Origin of the sequence: Pseudomonas sp. PONIH3 (assembly GCF_002934345.1) — a bacterium.
Lineage (GTDB): Bacteria > Pseudomonadota > Gammaproteobacteria > Pseudomonadales > Pseudomonadaceae > Aquipseudomonas > Aquipseudomonas soli.
The window spans coordinates 1369391-1386686 of the sequence record NZ_CP026386.1 but is presented as its reverse complement, the minus strand read 5'-3'; the positions used below and the strand labels follow the sequence as shown (position 1 = coordinate 1386686).

The window sequence follows — 17296 nt, the reverse complement described above, 5'->3', positions numbered from 1 at the left end:
GACCGAGCGCAGCAAGACGCCCGGCCACAGGCAAGGAGGGTGCCCGGCTGCCGCTACCGTGACGCAGCCGGCGCACCGCAGCTGAACACAGCCGGACACTGGCCCGCGATCAGGGCCGGGCCGGGTTGCCGAGGTCCGCTGTATGCCTGATGAGTTGAACCACCTGCCTCTGATCCAGCGTGTCCTGGCCCGTGAAAAGGACAACCCCGGCGCCTTGTTGCCGATCCTCCACGCCATCCAGGCCGGCGCCGGCTACATCCCCGACATCGCCGTCGGCGAGATCGCCCATGCCCTTAACCTCAGCCAGGCCGAGGTGCGCGGGGTGCTCAGCTTCTACCACGATTTTCGTACCACGCCGCCGGCTCGCCATACCCTGCGCCTGTGCCGCGCCGAGTCCTGCCAGAGCCGTGGCGCCGAGGCACTGGCCGCGCAATTGCGCGAGCAGCTCGGGATGGATGATCACGGCCGCAGCGAAGACGGGGCGCTCGACCTGCGCCCGGTGTACTGCCTGGGTGCCTGTGCCTGCTCGCCGGCGTTGGAACTCGACGGCCAGCTCCACGCCCGCGTCACCCCGGAACGCCTGCGGGCGCTGGTGGCGAGCTGCCGAGAGGAGGTCAAGGCATGTTGAGCCTGTGCATCTCCTGTGATTCGCTGGCCCGGGCAGCGGGCGCCGATCAGGTGGCCGAGGCACTGACCCACGAGGCCGCGCAGCGCAACCTGCCGCTAGGCATCAAGCGCACCAGCTCCCGTGGCCTGTATTGGCTGGAGCCGCTGGTGGAGCTGGACACCGCGCAAGGCCGGCTGGGCTTCGGGCCGGTCGCGCCCGAGGATATCCCCGGTTTGCTCGATGCCCTGGCGGGCGACCACGCCGGCCATGCGCTGGCGCTGGGGCCGGTCGAGGACATTCCCTACCTGAAAACCCAGCAGCGCCTGTTGTTCGCCCGAGCCGGCATCACCCGGCCACTGTCGCTGGATGACTACCACGCCAACGGTGGGTTCGAGGGGCTGCGCCAGGCCACGTTGCTGGACGGCGACGAAGTGGTCGCGGCGGTGCTCGATTCGGGCCTGCGTGGCCGAGGTGGCGCGGCCTTCCCGGCGGGCATCAAGTGGCGCACCGTGCGCCAGGCGTCGGCCGCGCAGAAGTACGTGGTGTGCAACGCCGACGAGGGCGACTCTGGTACCTTCGCCGACCGTATGTTGATGGAGGGCGACCCGTTCCTGCTGATCGAGGGCATGATCATCGCCGGCCTCGCTGTGGGAGCGAGCAAGGGCTACATCTATGTGCGCTCGGAGTACCCCGATGCCGTGCGTGTGCTCAACGAGGCGATCCTGCTGGCTCGCGAGGCCGGTTACCTGGATGTCGCCGGCAGCGGCGTGGCCTTCGACCTGGAGGTGCGGGTCGGCGCGGGTGCCTATATCTGTGGCGAGGAAACCGCGTTGCTCGAGTCCCTGGAGGGCAAGCGTGGCATCGTTCGGGCCAAGCCGCCGCTGCCGGCGCTGGAGGGCCTGTTCGGCCAACCGACGCTGGTGCACAACGTGCTCACCCTGGCCTCGGTACCGATCATCCTGGCCAAGGGCGCGGCCTATTACCGCGACTTCGGCATGGGCCGCTCGCTCGGCACCTTGCCGTTCCAGCTGGCCGGCAATATCCGCCAGGGTGGGTTGGTGGAGCGCGCTTTCGGCCTGACCTTGCGGGAGCTGGTGGAAGGCTACGGTGGCGGAACCGCCAGTGGCCGGCCGGTCAAGGCAGCGCAGGTCGGCGGCCCGCTGGGTGCCTGGGTGCCGCCTGGACAGTTCGACACGCCGCTGGACTACGAGGCCTTCGCCGCCATTGGCGCGATGCTCGGCCACGGCGGTGTGGTGTTGGCCGACGATACCCTGAACATGGCCGGCATGGCTCGCTTCGCCCTGCAGTTCTGCGCCGAAGAATCCTGCGGCAAGTGCACGCCGTGCCGGATCGGTTCGACCCGCGGCATGGAAGTGGTCGATCGGCTGATCGCCAGCACCGACCCGGCCTACCGCGAAAGCCAGGCGGGGTTGCTGCGCGACCTGTGCGACACGATGCAGTACGGCTCGCTGTGCGCCATGGGCGGGATGACCCCGTATCCGGTGGTCAGCGCCCTCAAGCACTTCCCCGCCGATTTCGGCCTGGAGGCCGCGCAATGATCAATTACTTCGACCCCAGTAGCGACCTCGATCTGGGTACCCCGCAACGCATCAGCGAGGTGCAGGTCAGCCTGGTCATCGACGGCCGTTCGATCAGCGTGCCCGCCGGCACCTCGGTGATGCGCGCCGCGGCCATGCTCGGCACCAGCATCCCTAAACTGTGCGCCACCGACAGCCTCGAGGCCTTCGGCTCGTGCCGCATGTGCATGGTCGAGATCGATGGCATGCGCGGCTACCCGGCGTCCTGCACCACCCCGGTAGGCGAGGGCATGGTGGTGCGCACGCAGACGCCACGCCTGGCCGATCTGCGCCGCAACGTGATGGAACTGTATATCTCCGACCATCCGCTGGACTGCCTGACCTGTTCGGCCAACGGCAACTGCGAACTGCAGACCGTCGCCGGCCAGGTCGGCTTGCGCGAGGTACGTTATGGCTACGACGGCGCCAATCACCTGGGCGAAGGCAAGGATGTGTCCAACCCGTACTTCGACTACGAGCCGAGCAAGTGCATTGTCTGCAGCCGCTGCGTGCGGGCCTGCGAAGACATCCAGGGCACCTTCGCCCTGACCATCACCGGGCGCGGTTTCGACTCGCGGGTGGCGGCGGCCGGCGGTGACGATTTCCTCAGCTCCGAATGCGTGTCCTGCGGCGCCTGCGTGCAGGCCTGCCCGACGGCGACCCTGAGCGAAAAAAGCCTGATCCAGCTCGGCCAGCCCGAGCGCGCGGTAATCACCACCTGTGCCTATTGCGGCGTGGGCTGCTCGTTCCGCGCCGAGATGAAGGGCGACCAGCTGGTGCGCATGGTCCCGGACAAGAATGGCGGCGCCAACCACGGCCATGCCTGCGTCAAGGGCCGCTTCGCCTGGGGCTATGCCACGCACCCGGACCGCATCACCAAGCCAATGATTCGCAAACGCCTGGAAGACCCGTGGCAAGAGGTCAGCTGGGATGAGGCAGTCACCTATGCCGCCAGCGAGTTGCGGCGCATCCAGCTCAAGTACGGGCGAGATTCGATCGGTGGGATCACCTCCAGCCGCTGCACCAACGAAGAGGCGTACCTGGTGCAGAAACTGGTGCGCACGGCCTTCGGCAACAACAACGTCGACACCTGCGCGCGGGTCTGCCATTCGCCCACCGGCTACGGCCTCAAGCAGACTTTGGGGGAGTCCGCCGGCACCCAGAGCTTCGACTCGGTGATGCTGGCCGACGTGGTGCTGGTGATCGGCGCCAACCCCACCGACGCCCACCCGGTGTTCGGCTCGCAGCTCAAGCGCCGCCTGCGCCAGGGTGCGCGATTGATCGTCATCGACCCGCGGCGTATCGACCTGGTCGACTCGCCGCATGCTCGTGCCGAATTGCACCTGCAACTGCGTCCAGGCACCAACGTGGCCATGCTCAATGCCCTGGCCCATGTGATCGTCACCGAGGGCCTGCTCGACCAGCGCTTCATCGATGCCCGCTGCGAGACCGAGGATTTCGCACGCTGGCGCGATTTCGTCGCCCAACCCGACAACGCCCCTGAAGTGCTTGGCCCGGTGTGCGGCGTGCCCGCCGAGCAGATCCGCGCCGCCGCCCGGTTGTACGCCACCGGCGGCAATGCGGCGATCTACTATGGCCTGGGCGTGACCGAGCATAGCCAGGGCAGCACCGCGGTAATGGGCATCGCCAACCTGGCCATGGCCACCGGCAATATCGGCCGCGAAGGGGTGGGGGTGAACCCGCTGCGCGGGCAGAACAACGTGCAGGGCTCGTGCGACATGGGTTCGTTCCCCCACGAGTTGCCCGGCTACCGGCATATCTCCAACGAAAGCGTGCGCGCCGAGTTCGAGCAGGCCTGGGGCGTGACCCTGCAACCTGACCCGGGGTTGCGCATTCCGAACATGTTCGAGGCTGCGCTGGACGGCAGCTTCAAGGCGTTGTACTGCCAGGGTGAAGACATCGCCCAGAGCGACCCCAACACCCAGCACGTCACTGCCGCGCTGTTGGCGATGGAATGCGTGGTGGTACAGGACATCTTCCTCAACGAGACGGCCAAGTTCGCCCATGTGTTCCTGCCAGGCAGCTCGTTCCTCGAGAAGGATGGCACCTTCACCAATGCCGAGCGGCGCATTTCGCGGGTGCGCAAGGTGATGGAACCGCTGGCTGGCAAGGCCGACTGGCAGGCGACCTTGGCCCTGGCCGACGCCCTGGGCTATCACATGGAGTACCAGCATCCGTCGCAGATCATGGACGAGATCGCCCGCCTGACCCCAACCTTCCGCCGGGTCAGCTATGCCGAGCTCGACCGCCACGGCAGCCTGCAGTGGCCCTGCAACGACGCCGCCCCCGATGGTACGCCGACCATGCACATCGAGCAGTTCGTGCGCGGCAAGGGCCGCTTCATGCTCACCGGCTATGTGCCCACCGACGAGAAGGTCAACAGTCGCTATCCGCTGTTGCTGACCACCGGGCGCATCCTCAGCCAGTACAACGTCGGCGCGCAGACCCGGCGCACCAGCAACGTCGCCTGGCACGACGAAGACCGCTTGGAGATCCACCCCAGCGACGCCGAGAGCCGTGGCATCGCCGACGGCGACTGGGTGGGCGTGGGCAGCCGCGCCGGTCAGAGCGTGCTGCGTGCCAGGGTCAGCAGCCGGGTGGCCCCGGGGGTGGTGTATACAACGTTCCACTTCCCCGAGTCGGGGGCCAACGTGATCACCACCGACAACTCCGACTGGGCCACCAACTGCCCGGAATACAAAGTCACCGCAGTGGAGGTAGTGAAGGTGTTCCAGCCGTCGGAATGGCAGAAGCGCTACCAGAGCTTCAGTGACGAGCAGCGGCGCTTGCTCAAGGAGCGGCGTCAGGCAGAAAAGGCGGAGGTGCGTCGATGAGCAGCGACAACCTGGTGAAGATGGCCAACCAGATCGGCCATTACTTCGACAGTGAGCCGGATCATGCCAAGGCGGTGCAGGGGGTGAGGCAGCATCTGCAGAGCTTCTGGACGCCGGCCATGCGCCGGCAGTTGCTGGAGTGGATCGAGGCCCATGCAGGCGAGGGGCTCGACCCCAAGGTGCGGGAGGCTTTGGCGTAGCTCGCCTGCTCTCGCAGGATGGCGCATGGCTTGAGGCTGATGCGATCGTTGTGGGAGCCGGCTTGCCGGCGATGCGCCGCGTCAGCGGTGCCCTGTGGCCGCCGGCGGGCGCTCACTTTGATCCAATCTACAGCAATAGATCTGCTCCGGATCCCCTTCGTCGAGGTTTTCGACTACACCGCTTGCGACGAAGCCCTGGCGCTCCAGCAAGCGGCGCATTGGAGCGATTGGTCGAGGTGAACAGCTTCTGCCCACGGCAATCGGCTTGTATGCAGGCCAGCAGCGCAGCTCCCAGCCCAGCGCGCCGATGGTTTTCGCCAACCATCAGCATCTCGATGAACGCACAGCCGAAGAAGTGCCGGTGCATCAACGCATAGGCGGCCACCTTGCCTTGTATCTCAGCCACCAGGCAACGGTACTGCCCGAGCCAGTCGGCGATCTGCTCGGCACGCTGCGGGTCTTGGCGGGTAACGGTGTCAATGGCGATCAGTGCCGGCAGGTCCTGTAGTCCAGCAAGGCGAATATGCATGGTGGGGCTCTGCGATGAAGGTGCCGCGATTATCCGCGCCTGGACACGTCCTGCACAGATGTCGGCGCAGCGCATGGCCTGGATGAAATGTCCGTCATGTTCGCAGGGTTAACGAGTAGCCGGTGCTACGCTCGCAAAAACACCCTGACGGAAGCCCTCCATGGACATGAACTGGCACCAGGCCTTGCAAGCAAGCCTGAGCTGGCTGGCGATCGCCTCGTTGGTCACCCTTGTCTGTTTCACCGCCACTGCGTTGCTGGCGGTACGCCATACCCGCTGGGGCGCGCAGTTCTGGCAACTGGCCGGGCCCTACTTCAGTTTGCGTCGTAGTTGGCGGCCCTTGCTGGCCTTCGCCCTGCTGCTGGTGCTGACGTTGTTCGCGGTGCGGCTGAACGTGCTGTTCTCGTTCTGGTACAACGGTTTCTACAGTGCCTTGCAGGCCCTGGACCAGACTGCGTTCTGGTACATGCTCGGGGTGTTCGCGGTGCTGGCGACCATCCATGTACTGCGTTCGCTGTTTACCTTCTATGTGACCCAGGCCTTCAACATTCGCTGGCGGGTTTGGCTCACCGAGCGCCTGACCGCCGACTGGATGCACGGCGATGCCTACTACCGCGGGCAGTTCCTCGCAGAGCCCGTGGACAACCCCGACCAGCGTATTGAACTGGATGTGAACAACTTCGTCACAGGTTCGGTTGCGCTGGCGCTGGGGGCGGTTAGTGCGGTGGTGTCGTTGGTGGCATTCACCGGCATTCTGTGGGGCCTGTCGGCGCCACTGGCAGTGGCTGGCATCGAAATTCCCCGGGCGATGGTGTTTGCCGTTTACATCTATGTGCTGATCGCTACCTGGATCGCCTTTCGCCTCGGCCAGCCGCTGATCCGCCTGAATTTTCTCAACGAAAAACTCACCGCCAACTTCCGCTATGCACTTATGCGCCTGCGCGAGAACGCCGAGAACATCGCCTTCTACCAGGGCGCGCAGGTGGAGCGCGGCACCTTGCTCGGGCGTTTCTTCGCCTTGATCGGCAATGCCTGGGCTCTGGTATTCCGGAACCTCAAGTTCAGCGGTTTCAACCTGGGCGTCAGCCAGGTGGCGGTGGTGTTCCCGTTCATCCTCCAGGCGCCGCGCTTTTTCAGTGGCGCGATCAAGCTCGGCGACGTGATGCAGACCGCCCAGGCCTTTGGCCAGGTGCAGGATTCATTGTCGTTCTTCCGAGAGTCCTACGACACCTTCGCCCAGTATCGCGCCACCCTCGACCGCCTTACCGGGTTTCTCGAGGCCAACCAGCAGGCCAGCGATTTGCCACGCGTGGCCACGGTGGACCAAGCGCTCGCGCTGGGCATTCATGGTTTGCAGGTGCGCCGGCCCGACGGCCACGCGCTGATCGCCGATCTCGACCTGAACCTGCACAGCGGCCAGGCGCTGCTGATCAAGGGACCTTCGGGCAGCGGCAAGACCACCTTGCTGCGCGCCCTGGCGGGCCTGTGGCCCTATGCCGACGGTGAGGTCAGGCGCCCTCTGGGGACACAGGCGTTATTCCTCTCGCAACGTCCGTACCTGCCGTTGGGGGACCTGCGCACCGCCATCGCCTATCCGGCGCCGGGCGAGTCTGGGGATGATGCGCGCATGCAACAGGCCTTGCGCCAGGTGAATCTTGCTCACCTGGCTGAGCGACTGGACGAGCCGCGTGACTGGTCGCGCATCTTGTCGCTGGGCGAACAGCAGCGCCTGGCTTTCTCCCGGGTGCTGTTCAACCGGCCGCAGGTGGTGTTCCTCGACGAGTCAACCTCGGCGATGGACGAAGGGCTGGAGCATGCGTTGTATTCGCTGCTGCGTGAGGTGTTGCCGGCGACGCTGCTGGTCAGCGTCGGGCACCGCAGCACCCTGGCGGGGTTCCATTCCCATTGTCTTGAGGTGGACGGGCAGGGGGGCTGGTTGCTGGTGGAGCAACAGCCGGCCGTGCCGGCCTAGCAGGCGCGGTCTCATCGCCGCCAAGCGTCGCCGTTGAAGCGCTCAGGCTGGCCCTTGCTGGTGCAACTGACCCAGGCGGCTGCGTGTCCGCATCAGGTCGGCGATGGCGCCGCCCAGGCTCTTGTCCAGCGCCTGCTTGCCGATCACCAGCACCTCCCGGTCCTGGTCGTAGAGCACATCCACCAGGTTGACGAAGCGCTGCTGGGCCGCCAGGGAGCACGCGGCCAGGTCATCCAGGCCGTCGATGATCCAACGATCATAACGCTCGGCCAGGGCCAGATAATCAATCACTGCGGTCGGTTGTTCGCACAGATCGTCAAAGCTGAACATCACTTGACGCCCCTCGCTGGCCAGCGCCCGCAGGGGCCGTTGGTTGATCTCCAGCCGCACCCTCTGCGGTGTGGGCACCCGCAGCGCCGTACGTTGCCGCGCATCGCCCGGCCAGACATAGTGCCCCTGGGTAAAGCGCTGGTGTTCGCGATTGGCCGGCAGGCTGCGAAAGTCGGTATCCCCAGCTACCTCCAGCACCTGCATATGGCGGTTGATCAGGCGGATCACCGGCAAGAAGCGCGCGTGGTACAGCGGGTTGGGCAGTAGCCCTTCAGGTGCATAGTTGGAGGTGAGCAGCAAGACCACGCGTCGGGCGAACAGCGCATCGAACAGCCGGGTGAGCAGCATGGCGTCGCCGATGTCATGGACATGGAACTCATCGAAACACAGGACCTGGCAGTGGCCCAGCAGTGCGTCGAGAGTGGCCCCCAGGGCATCGGCCTGGGCCCGGTGATGGTGCATGCCCTGATGCAGGCGGGCGAAGAAATCGTGAAAGTGCAGGCGGCGCTTGGCCGCCGTCGGCACTGCCTGAAAGAAGCCATCGAGCAGCCAGCTCTTGCCGCGGCCGACTGCACCGTGCAGGTACAGGCTGCGCGGCGGGCCTGCGTCGAGGCTGCCCAACAGACCCGCCATTGCCTCGATCACCTGAAGCTGCCCGTCGCTCAGGGCATAGCCACGCGCGGTGGCCATGTTCTGGAAGTGGGTCAACAAGGTGGGGGCCTTGGCTGGGGCACAGCGCAGGCGCTGGCGAATCTGGCGCAAGGGCGCGGGAATCCAGGTGGGCAATTGGCAGGCTCCTCGGGCCGAGTCTGGGGCAGGGCGCAGCTTGCGCGATGCGAGGCATTTTGACCAATCGAGAATGTGTCGGGCACCGATCGCGAAAGGCGATAGGTCAGGACGTTTGCTCGAGTTGCCGCTCGATCAGGTACTTCACCGCCAGGCGGCGTTCCTTGAGGTGACGCAGGTCTTCGTCCACAAAGTTGCCTGCCGAGATCGACTCGGCTGCCAGCACCTGGTTGTCGATGTCCATGTATTCGTCCAGCAGGCGGTCGAGTTTTAGGTCGTGCTGCCGCCGCTGCTGGACGATTTCGCGCGGGTAGTGCAGGTCCTGGTAGAGGTCATGGGAAACGGGCATGGCGTCCTCCTTGTAATGCGCCGGTGGGATCTATCTGATTGGAATGGCGGAACGCGATTGTGTTGAGGCGAAGCGGCGCAATTACGACGAGTGGTTGTGTATCCGTATTCGCGAGGCCACTGCAGTACCCGGGGAGGACCTGGGCGGGCGGTCCCAAGCCCCCTCCGTGGAAGCGCGCGAACAGCTGGGTGACTGACTAACTTGCTGTTTTTCTGCGTTTTTTTTAAAAAAAAGCTTTGCACTTGGGAAAAAGCTTGTTAAAGTGCCGGTCATTCCAGAGCGACGACACACGGAGTTGCCAGGGATTGTCAGCCAGGCAGTGCCAGTCACTTGCCACAGCCGATATAGGGGCGTCGCCAAGCGGTAAGGCAGCAGGTTTTGATCCTGCCATGCGTTGGTTCGAATCCAGCCGCCCCTGCCATCACCAAGCTATTTATCCCCCAAATCGCCTTTCGGCGATTTTTTCGTTTCTGCCTACCTCTTTTCCAGCAGATCGGCCAGTGCCTGGGCCAATACCTGTTCGCTCACCGGTTTCTGAATGACCAGGCTGCCGGGCAGTTCCAGCCCCTGCAACTCGGCATAACCGGTCAGAATTACCACGGGCAGGCCAGGGAAGCGCTGGCGCGCCGCATGCGCCAGTTGCGCGCCATTGAATTCCGGCATGGCGAAATCGGTGAGCAGTAGCTCAACCTGATCGTCGAGCAATGCCAGCGCCTGTTCGCTGTTCTGCGCCTGGCGCACCTGATAGCCCTGACGAAGCAGGACGTCACTCATCATTTCACGTACCAGGTGGTCGTCATCCACCAGCAGTACGCTGCGCACACCGCCCGGTTGCGTGAACACAGGCGGCGCGCTCTGTTCATGGGTTGTCAGCGTCTCTGCTTGATGCACCGCAGGCAGGTAGACACTGACCTGGGTGCCGCGACTCGGAGCGGTATCGATGCGCACGCCGCCGCCAGACTGCTTGGCGAACCCGAACACCTGGGCCAAGCCCAGGCGTGAACCTTTGCCGATGTCCTTGGTGGTGAAGAATGGCTCGAAGACCTTGGCCAGTACCTCCTCACTCATGCCGCAGCCGGTATCGCGGATCGACAGCACCACGTATTCGCCCGGTTCCGGGTCCTCGGGGCGCAGTGGGCGATTGCTGACCCTGTCGTTGCGCGTGGCCAGCGTCAGTTGGCCGCCATCGGGCATTGCGTCTCGCGCATTGATGGCCAGGTTGAGGATGATCATTTCGGTCTGGGTCAGGTCAGTCAGGGCTTGCCACAGGAGGGGATCAAGGTCCAGCCGCACCGAGATATTGCCGCCCAGGGTGCGTCGCAGCAGCTCTTCCAGCCCGGACAGGGTGCGGTTCAGATTGACCGCTACCGGCTCCAGCCGCTGCTTGCGAGAGAATGCCAGCAATTGCGCGGTCAGCTTCGCGCCACGCTCGCCCGCTTCGCGGATATGCTGCAAGCGCGTGCTGGCCTTGTCCAGCGAGCCTTTTTCCAGGTCCCGCTGGAGGAAGCTGGCGCCGGTGAGGATGACCGTCAGCAGGTTGTTGAAGTCGTGCGCGACACCCGCGGTGAGCTGGCCGACCGCCTCGAGGCGCTGCATCTGCTGCAACGTCGCTTCTATACGTTCACGTTCGGCAATCTGTTGGCGCAGGGATTCGTTGGCCTTGGCCAGTTCGAGCGTCGCCTCGCGCTCGCTGGTGATATCGCGTGCGACCACGTACAGCAGCCTGTCGTCGGGAACCACCACCCAGGAAAGCCAGCGAGGGTGGCCATTGGCGTGCAGGATGCGCCCGACGAAGCGGGCGCTGGTATTGCCCGACGACAAGGCCGCCAGTTCGCTGAGCAGGGCAGGCTGATCGGACTCGGGGACCAGATGCAGCAACGACGTCTGGCCCAGGCGCTCCCGGGTGAAACCCAGGCTGGCTTCCCACGCCGGGTTCAGAGTGACGGGGGTAAGGTCGTGGTTCAGCACTGCCAGCAGGTCCTGGGACAGTTCCCAGGCACGATCGCGCTCACGGGTACGCCGCTCGACCCGTTCGCCCAGCATCTCGTTGAGCTGTTCCAGGGCGCGGGTGGCCTGACGTTGCTGGTGGATGTCCTGCAGTACGCCGGAAAAGCGCACGCAGCGCTCATCGACGAACTGGGTCTGACCGCTGGAAAGCAACCAGCGCGGTTCCAGGCCATTGGGTTGGGCGATACGGAACTCGACGCGGTACAACCCGTCGCTGTCCGGGCGCATGGCTTGCTCCACGGCCTCGCGTACCTGAGGCACGTCTTCGGGAAGAATACCCTCGTAGAATACCTCGAGGCTCATCTGCGTATCGGTGGGCAGGCCGAACAAGGTTTTGCAACGGTCATCCCACAGTAGCAGTCCATCCTGGGGGCGAAACTCCCAGGTGCCCATGCCCGCCGCGTCGATGGCGATGCGTGCGCGGGCTTCGACGTCGGCCAGTGCCTCCTCGGCGCGGCGCCGGCGCTGGCGCTCATGCACTTCTGTCAAGGCACGGCGCACTGCCTTGGGCAGCAGGGGCAGGTTCTTCTTCAGCACATAGTCGGTGGCGCCCAGGCGGATCATCTCGACCGCGTGTTCTTCGCCATAGATGCCGGAGAGGAAGATGAACGGCAGGTCGGGGGACAGGCGCTGGGCGATGGCCAGTACGTCGGTGCCCGATGACCCCGGGAGCACGCAGTCGCACAGGATCAAGTCGTAGCTGCCTTCGCGCAGGGCATGTTCCACGCCGACATGGTCGTACACCAGACGCGACTGGACCTGCAGCCCGCTGCGCTCCAGGCAAAGCACCGTGAGTTCGGCGTCCATCGAGCTGTCTTCGACCAGCAGCAGCCTCAGGGGGGCGCCTTGCATCGTCGGATGTCTCAATTGCTGCCGCGCCTGTTCAGGCGCAGGGAACCCGGCGGTGGCTCGTTGAGCACTGCCCAGAACACGCCAAGATCAGAGATGGCGGCGACGAATTCCTTGAACTCGACGGGCTTGACCACGTAGGCGTTGACACCCAGTTCGTATGCACGCAACAGGTCCGGCTCCTCTCGCGAGGACGTCAGCATGACCGTCGGGATACTGCGCAGTTCGGCGGTGTCGCGCACTTGCTTGAGTACTTCCAGGCCGTCGACCTTGGGCAGTTTCAGGTCCAGCAGCAATACGGCCGGATTGCCATCGTCACGTCCGGCGTAGCTATTGCGTCGTAGGAGGTAATCCAGCGCTTCGGCGCCATCACGAAGCACGATGACTTCGTTGGCCAGTTGGCTGCGTTCCAGCGCCAGGAGGGTCAACTCCAGGTCTCTGGGGTTGTCTTCGACCAGCAGAATGGGTTTGAGCATGATACGTGCAAGTGCCTCAGGAATACGGTTGATGGCGAGGGAGGGTGAAATGGAAGCTGGCGCCCTGGCCGACCTGGCCCTCAGCCCAGACCCTGCCGTCGTGGCGCTCGATGATGCGGCGCACGCTGGCCAGGCCGATGCCGGTCCCTTCGAACTCTTCCATGCGATGCAGGCGCTGGAACACACCGAACAGCTTGTTGGCATAGGCCATGTCGAAGCCCACGCCATTATCGCGCACATACACCTCGGTTTCCTGCTCGTGTTGCATGGCGCCAATCTCGATTCGCGCAGGGGCGCGTCCGCGGGTGTATTGATGGCGTTGGCGACGAGGTTGTGCAGGGCCATGTTTATGAACGCCGGATCCCCGATGACGACTGGCAGTGGAGCGATAGCCCAGACGATGTCGCGCCCCTGGTAATCGGGCTCGAGCTCTTGGCGGATGGCGTGCACCAAGGTGTTGAGATCGACGTCCGCCAAGCGCAGCGCCGAGCGCCCCATTTGCGAGAAGTTTAGAAGATTGTCCACCAGCGAGCCGGCGAATCGTGCCGCCTCATCGATATGGGACAGGAAGCGTCGACCACGTTCGCTGAGATGCTCGCCCTCGATCTCGTTCAGCAGTTCGGTGTAGCCGGCAATGTGGCGCAGGGGCGCGCGCAGATCGTGGGAAACGCTGTAGGAAAAGGCTTCGAGTTCCTTGTTGGACCGCTTGAGCTCTCCAGTCAGCTGTGCGAGCTCCTCGGCCTTGCGCAAGACGATACCCAACACGGCCATGCGCAGTTCAAGCACGCCATCGATGACGAGTGAGTCCCACGGAGCGCTGAACCCTCGTACTTCTTCCTGCCAACGGTCGAAACTATGACGTGGACTCAGATGCCCCTGCGGACTGATGGCTTTTTCCGGCTGCCCGGCCCAGTTGACCAAGCGTGCCTGTTCCGGGCGGAACCATACCAGGTAATGCGAATGGAGTTGCGAGATGGCGACCGCCAGGATACCGCCGACTCGACTTGCGAGCTCCGGCAGTTCTTCGATGTCACGGCCCACGTTGTCGGTGTGGAATATCACCTCGTCGCCGCGTCGCCCCAGCCAGTGCACCAGGGCATTGACCTGCGCCGCTGTAGGCGTCTCGCCGATCAGGTCGCAGCGTTCAGCGCTGATGATGGCCGCGCCGTTGGCCCCGGCGAACGCGAGCAATACCTCGGGCTGTTCGAGCAGGCCCAGGCTCACGCTGTCATGGTCAGCCATCGCTGCCAACATGCGCACGATGCGTTCGCGCAGGTCGAGCAGGGTACGGGTGCGCTCGTGGGACTCGCGCGATTCGAGCTGCAGCGACAGGACACTGGCCAGCAATTCGCAGGCTGTGCGGGTCTGGACATCCACTTGCCGCGGTCGTTCGTGGTGGCAGGACACCAACCCCCACAGTTGTCCGTCGACCACGATCGACAGCGACATGGAGGCCAGGGTGCCCATGTTGCGCATGTACTGCAAATGAACGGGCGACACGCTGCGCAACGCGGCGAAACTCATGTCCAGCGGCTTGCCGGTCAGGGGATTGAGCGCAGGGAGCAAGGGTGAAGGCTGATAGTTGGCATCTTCGATCAGGCGGATACGGTTGATGCGGTAGAGCTCCCGGGCCTGGCGAGGGATGTCGGAGGCCGGGAAGCTCAGGCCCAGGTAACTCGGGTAACCGGGGTCGACTGATTCGGCCAGGACGGTGCCATTGCCTTCGCTATCGAAGCGGTAGGCCTTTACCCGGCCGAATCCTGTAATGCGCTTGATCTGGCGTACCGAGTGCAGCAGTAGTTCCTCGATGCTGGTCGCCTGGTGCAACGAGCTGACGAACGCACGCACCAACGGATAATAGTCGCCTTTGTAGACCCCATCGGCTTTCTGACTGGGCTCGAATTCCAGGATCAACACCTGGTCATGGCGATGGGCGAGCACGCGCAGGGGGGGCTGGTCAGGTGCGCCTTGGCGCAGCCGCACGTCGCCGATATGAAAGGGGAAGACATCCGCCTCCGGCAGGTAGTCCAGTTGGCCGCGCAGGTCGAAGTCCGCGCTGACCAGTTCGGCGAACGATTGCCCCAGGATTTCACTGGCGGGCAGGCCGAACCATCGATCGACGTTTTCGCTCGCCTGGAGAACGCGCAATGTGCTGTCGTCGACAGTCAGGAGGAAGCCTTGTGGCTGAATGCTGCCTGGAATCTGGATCGGCTCCTGGGCACAGCGTTCGATCGCCTGGTCAAGAGGGTTATGGTCGGTCGTCACGGGACTCTCCTGTAGGGCCCGTCCACGCATGGTGCATGCGTTTGCACAGGATGTGGCGGATGAACGGTACCAGAATGGCGGCCGCTTTGCCGGAATCTGGTTATTTGAACGGTGGCGGGCGCCAGGGTTTCATTGCTGCGTCTGAATTTTCCCGGTAGCGCGGTTGTGCGCGACCTGTGCCCAGCAGCCCGGAATGCGGCAATCGCCAGGCATTTTGCCAGCCCTGGCCTTTTCATTAATGCCAAAGAGGGATAGGCCTGGCCCGGCTGGGATCCAATCGCGCTGCTACGCTCAAGCTCAATCTATACGCACAAGGATCGACCGGTGACTGAGCGCTGGCTGGCCATGCTGTTGGGCCTGTGGTTGAGTGGCAACGCCATGGCAGCGGATTTTCTCGTCGAAGTGCAGGTACGCGTGCAGCGCGGGTGCATGCTGGTCAACCAGCAACGCGATGCCGGCCCGCAGGCGCAGGGGCGCATCGACCTGGGCAGCGCGGCGCGCCTGGATGGCCCCGATGCGCCGTTGAGTGGCGTGCTGCTGGCCCGGCGCCCGCCGCGCCTGGAGTGCAACCCCGATACCCCCTACCAGGTGCGTGTGGATGGCGGCCAGCACGGCGGTGTCGGCGAGCTGCGCTATCTGGCAAGCCATGACGCCCAAGCTCGAACGATTCCCTACCGGCTGTACCGCGACGCCACCTGGCGCCAGCCGCTAGCGGTGGACGTTGCGCAATCGGCGCGGGTGCCGGACAGCGGCTCGGTGGAGCTTCCCCTCTACGCACGCATCGACAAGCTGGCCTGGGTGCCCCGCGCTGGCCTGTATGCCGATCTGCTCAAAGTCACGGTCACCTGGTAGGGAGGCTTCATGCTAATGGACGCGCTGCACCGTGGTTCGATCCTGCTGCTCACCCTTGGCCCGCTGCTGCTGCCCAGTGGCGCGGCCCACGGCACCACCACCGGTTTCATCCAGGCGCGCCTGGTGATCAGCGCCGCCTGCCAGATCAGCAGCGACCCGCAACCGGCCACCCTGGGCAACCCGGGGTTGATGGACTTCGGTGCGCGGGGGCCGACCTGGGACCAACCCCTGACCAGCCGGGTTGACGAGGCCGGCGGCGAGGGCAGCCTGCAGATCAGCTGTTCGCCCCAGGTACGCGCGTTCAGCGTGCGCATCAATGCCGGGCAGAACGGCAGCGACGGCGTGCGCCGCCTGAGCAACGGCCGCGAACTCATTCCCTACCAGCTGGCCATCGACCCGGGCGGCAACAGCCGCTACGGCATCGGCCAGGCCCGTACCTTCACCATCAGCAGTACCCAGCAAGTGCCCGTGCCCATCTACGGCGTGGTGGTCGCGCAACCGCGCGCGCTGCCCGCTGGGCTGTATCGCGACACCCTCAGGGTGACCCTGGACTGGTAACACGCAAGGAGATTCTGATGCCCAAGCACCTCACCCGCTGCATCCTCGCCAGCCTTGGCCTCGCCCTGGCTGCCCAGGCCCAGGCCGCCACCGTAACCGGCACCATCAGCTCGACCCTGACCCTGACCGCTGCCTGCCAGGTCAACGGCAGCGGTGGCACTTCCGGGCTGAATTTCGGCAGCCTCAACTTCGGCACCCAGGATTCACTGTTCACCACCGCCAATGGCCAGGTGCTCGGCGGTGGTGGCGGGGCCATGAGCATTCTCTGCTCGGCAGGCACGGTGCCGACGATCAAGGTACGTGCCGGCGCCCATGACTCGCAGTCCGCCGGCGGGACCCGGGCCTTGGCCGATGGCGCGGGTAATTTCGTGCCCTACGACTTCTACACCGACGCCGGGCACACCCAGCTGTTGGCGATCGACGGCACCATCACCCTGCCGACCAGTACCGGCGTGGCGCAGACCGTCAACCTGTATGGCCAGGCCCGGGGTAAAGCCGGCCTGCCGGCCGGGGTGTACACCGACACGGTGGCGGTCGAGCTGAGTTTCTGAGCCATGCCAGGCACTGCGCGGCTACTGGCGGTCGGCTTGTGCCTGACATTGACCCAGGGCGCCCACGCGGTCACCACCAGCACCTTCCAGGTGACGGCACAGATCGTCGCCGGCTGCCTGGTCGTCGGCGGCGTGACGGCCTATGGCGTGCTCGACTACGGCACCAGCTCGGCACTGTCCACGGCCACCCTGAGCACTTCGCTGGGCGGCAGCACGGTGACGTTTCAGTGCACCCCCGGCGTGGCCCTGAGCATGAGCCTGGACGGCGGCCAGAACAGCGCCAGCGGCACGCGCAACCTCAAGCGTTCGGGCGGTACGCAATTGCTGGCCTACCAGCTATACCGCGATGCCGGTTTCAGCCAGAGCCTGGGTATCGGCAGCAGCGTGGCGGTGAGCTACAGCGACCCGACCGCGATCAAACTGCCGGTCTATGGCCGTACCACCCTGACCGGCACCTTGCCGGCAGGGACCTACACCGATGTCGTGCAAGTGACGGTGACCTGGTGAAAGGCTACTGCGGATAACAGAGAAGG

General features: G+C 64.8%; 13 protein-coding genes, 1 tRNA gene and 2 pseudogenes. 10 read left to right on the top strand and 6 right to left on the bottom strand.

The features are described 5' to 3' along the window. The first annotated feature begins 142 nt into the window (after positions 1 to 142). The 4 genes from C3F42_RS06250 to C3F42_RS06235 are packed head-to-tail and all read left to right on the top strand — an operon-like array spanning position 143 to position 5239. Positions 143 to 628: a formate dehydrogenase subunit gamma gene (locus C3F42_RS06250; protein WP_104444190.1), complete on the top strand. Its 486-nt coding sequence runs from the start codon at positions 143 to 145 to the stop codon at positions 626 to 628. Then, a complete protein-coding gene (locus C3F42_RS06245; RefSeq protein WP_104444189.1) occupies positions 622 to 2166 on the top strand; it encodes an NADH-quinone oxidoreductase subunit NuoF in 1545 nt (514 codons plus the stop codon). Before C3F42_RS06250 ends, C3F42_RS06245 begins: the two co-directional genes overlap by 7 nt. Then, positions 2163 to 5039, top strand: a complete 2877-nt coding sequence (fdhF, locus tag C3F42_RS06240; protein WP_104444188.1) for a formate dehydrogenase subunit alpha — start codon at positions 2163 to 2165, stop codon at positions 5037 to 5039. Before C3F42_RS06245 ends, fdhF begins: the two co-directional genes overlap by 4 nt. Then, positions 5036 to 5239, top strand: coding sequence for a formate dehydrogenase subunit delta (locus tag C3F42_RS06235; RefSeq protein ID WP_023632932.1), 204 nt, complete (start codon positions 5036 to 5038; stop codon positions 5237 to 5239). Before fdhF ends, C3F42_RS06235 begins: the two co-directional genes overlap by 4 nt. 127 nt (positions 5240 to 5366) lie before the next feature. On the opposite strand, the gene C3F42_RS06230 is transcribed toward C3F42_RS06235, so the two are convergent. Then, positions 5367 to 5768, bottom strand: coding sequence for a GNAT family N-acetyltransferase (locus tag C3F42_RS06230; RefSeq protein WP_256586275.1), 402 nt, complete (start codon positions 5766 to 5768; stop codon positions 5367 to 5369). 160 nt (positions 5769 to 5928) lie between these two features. On the opposite strand from C3F42_RS06230, the gene C3F42_RS06225 reads away from it, so the two are divergent. Further along, entirely contained in the window at positions 5929 to 7740 is a 1812-nt protein-coding gene (locus tag C3F42_RS06225) for an ABC transporter ATP-binding protein/permease (RefSeq protein ID WP_104444187.1), read from the top strand. A 42-nt stretch (positions 7741 to 7782) separates the two neighbouring features. On the opposite strand, the gene zapE is transcribed toward C3F42_RS06225, so the two are convergent. Continuing rightward, positions 7783 to 8856 carry a cell division protein ZapE gene (zapE, locus tag C3F42_RS06220; protein ID WP_038705770.1) on the bottom strand — a complete coding sequence of 358 codons (1074 nt, stop codon included), beginning with the start codon at positions 8854 to 8856 and terminating at the stop codon, positions 7783 to 7785. Between the two features lie 106 nt (positions 8857 to 8962). Beyond that, the gene (locus tag C3F42_RS06215; RefSeq protein ID WP_023630739.1) at positions 8963 to 9205 is read right to left on the bottom strand and encodes a hypothetical protein; all 243 of its coding nucleotides are present in this window, start codon (positions 9203 to 9205) and stop codon (positions 8963 to 8965) included. Between the two features lie 346 nt (positions 9206 to 9551). Between C3F42_RS06215 and C3F42_RS06210 the strand changes: the two genes are divergently transcribed. Beyond that, a tRNA-Gln gene (locus C3F42_RS06210) sits at positions 9552 to 9626 on the top strand. Between the two features lie 53 nt (positions 9627 to 9679). Here C3F42_RS06210 and C3F42_RS06205 read toward each other — a convergent pair. The 3 genes and pseudogenes from C3F42_RS06205 to C3F42_RS06195 all read right to left on the bottom strand — a co-directional run bounded on the left by C3F42_RS06205 (position 9680) and on the right by C3F42_RS06195 (position 14832). Continuing rightward, on the bottom strand, positions 9680 to 12064 hold the full coding sequence (locus tag C3F42_RS06205; protein WP_104444186.1) for a response regulator: 2385 nt from the start codon (positions 12062 to 12064) through the stop codon (positions 9680 to 9682). Positions 12065 to 12075: 11 nt separating this feature from the next. Next, positions 12076 to 12465 (bottom strand): annotated as a pseudogene (locus C3F42_RS06200) (response regulator); the annotation flags it as partial. A gap of 88 nt (positions 12466 to 12553) precedes the next feature. Next, a pseudogene (locus tag C3F42_RS06195) lies at positions 12554 to 14832 on the bottom strand (ATP-binding protein). Positions 14833 to 15126: 294 nt separating this feature from the next. Here C3F42_RS06195 and C3F42_RS06190 point away from each other — a divergent pair. From C3F42_RS06190 to C3F42_RS06175, 4 genes are read left to right on the top strand one after another with little or no spacing between them, the layout of a single operon-like run. Next, complete coding sequence (locus tag C3F42_RS06190) at positions 15127 to 15654, top strand: spore coat U domain-containing protein (RefSeq protein WP_094010513.1); 528 nt, start codon at positions 15127 to 15129, stop codon at positions 15652 to 15654. Positions 15655 to 15678: 24 nt separating this feature from the next. Next, a complete protein-coding gene (locus tag C3F42_RS06185) occupies positions 15679 to 16212 on the top strand; it encodes a spore coat U domain-containing protein (RefSeq protein WP_038707477.1) in 534 nt (177 codons plus the stop codon). A 17-nt stretch (positions 16213 to 16229) separates the two neighbouring features. Then, positions 16230 to 16763 (top strand): spore coat U domain-containing protein, encoded by a 534-nt coding sequence (locus C3F42_RS06180; protein ID WP_023632357.1) that lies wholly within the window; start codon positions 16230 to 16232, stop codon positions 16761 to 16763. 3 nt (positions 16764 to 16766) lie between these two features. Continuing rightward, positions 16767 to 17270 carry a spore coat U domain-containing protein gene (locus tag C3F42_RS06175; protein ID WP_023632358.1) on the top strand — a complete coding sequence of 168 codons (504 nt, stop codon included), beginning with the start codon at positions 16767 to 16769 and terminating at the stop codon, positions 17268 to 17270. Positions 17271 to 17296: the final 26 nt, after the last annotated feature.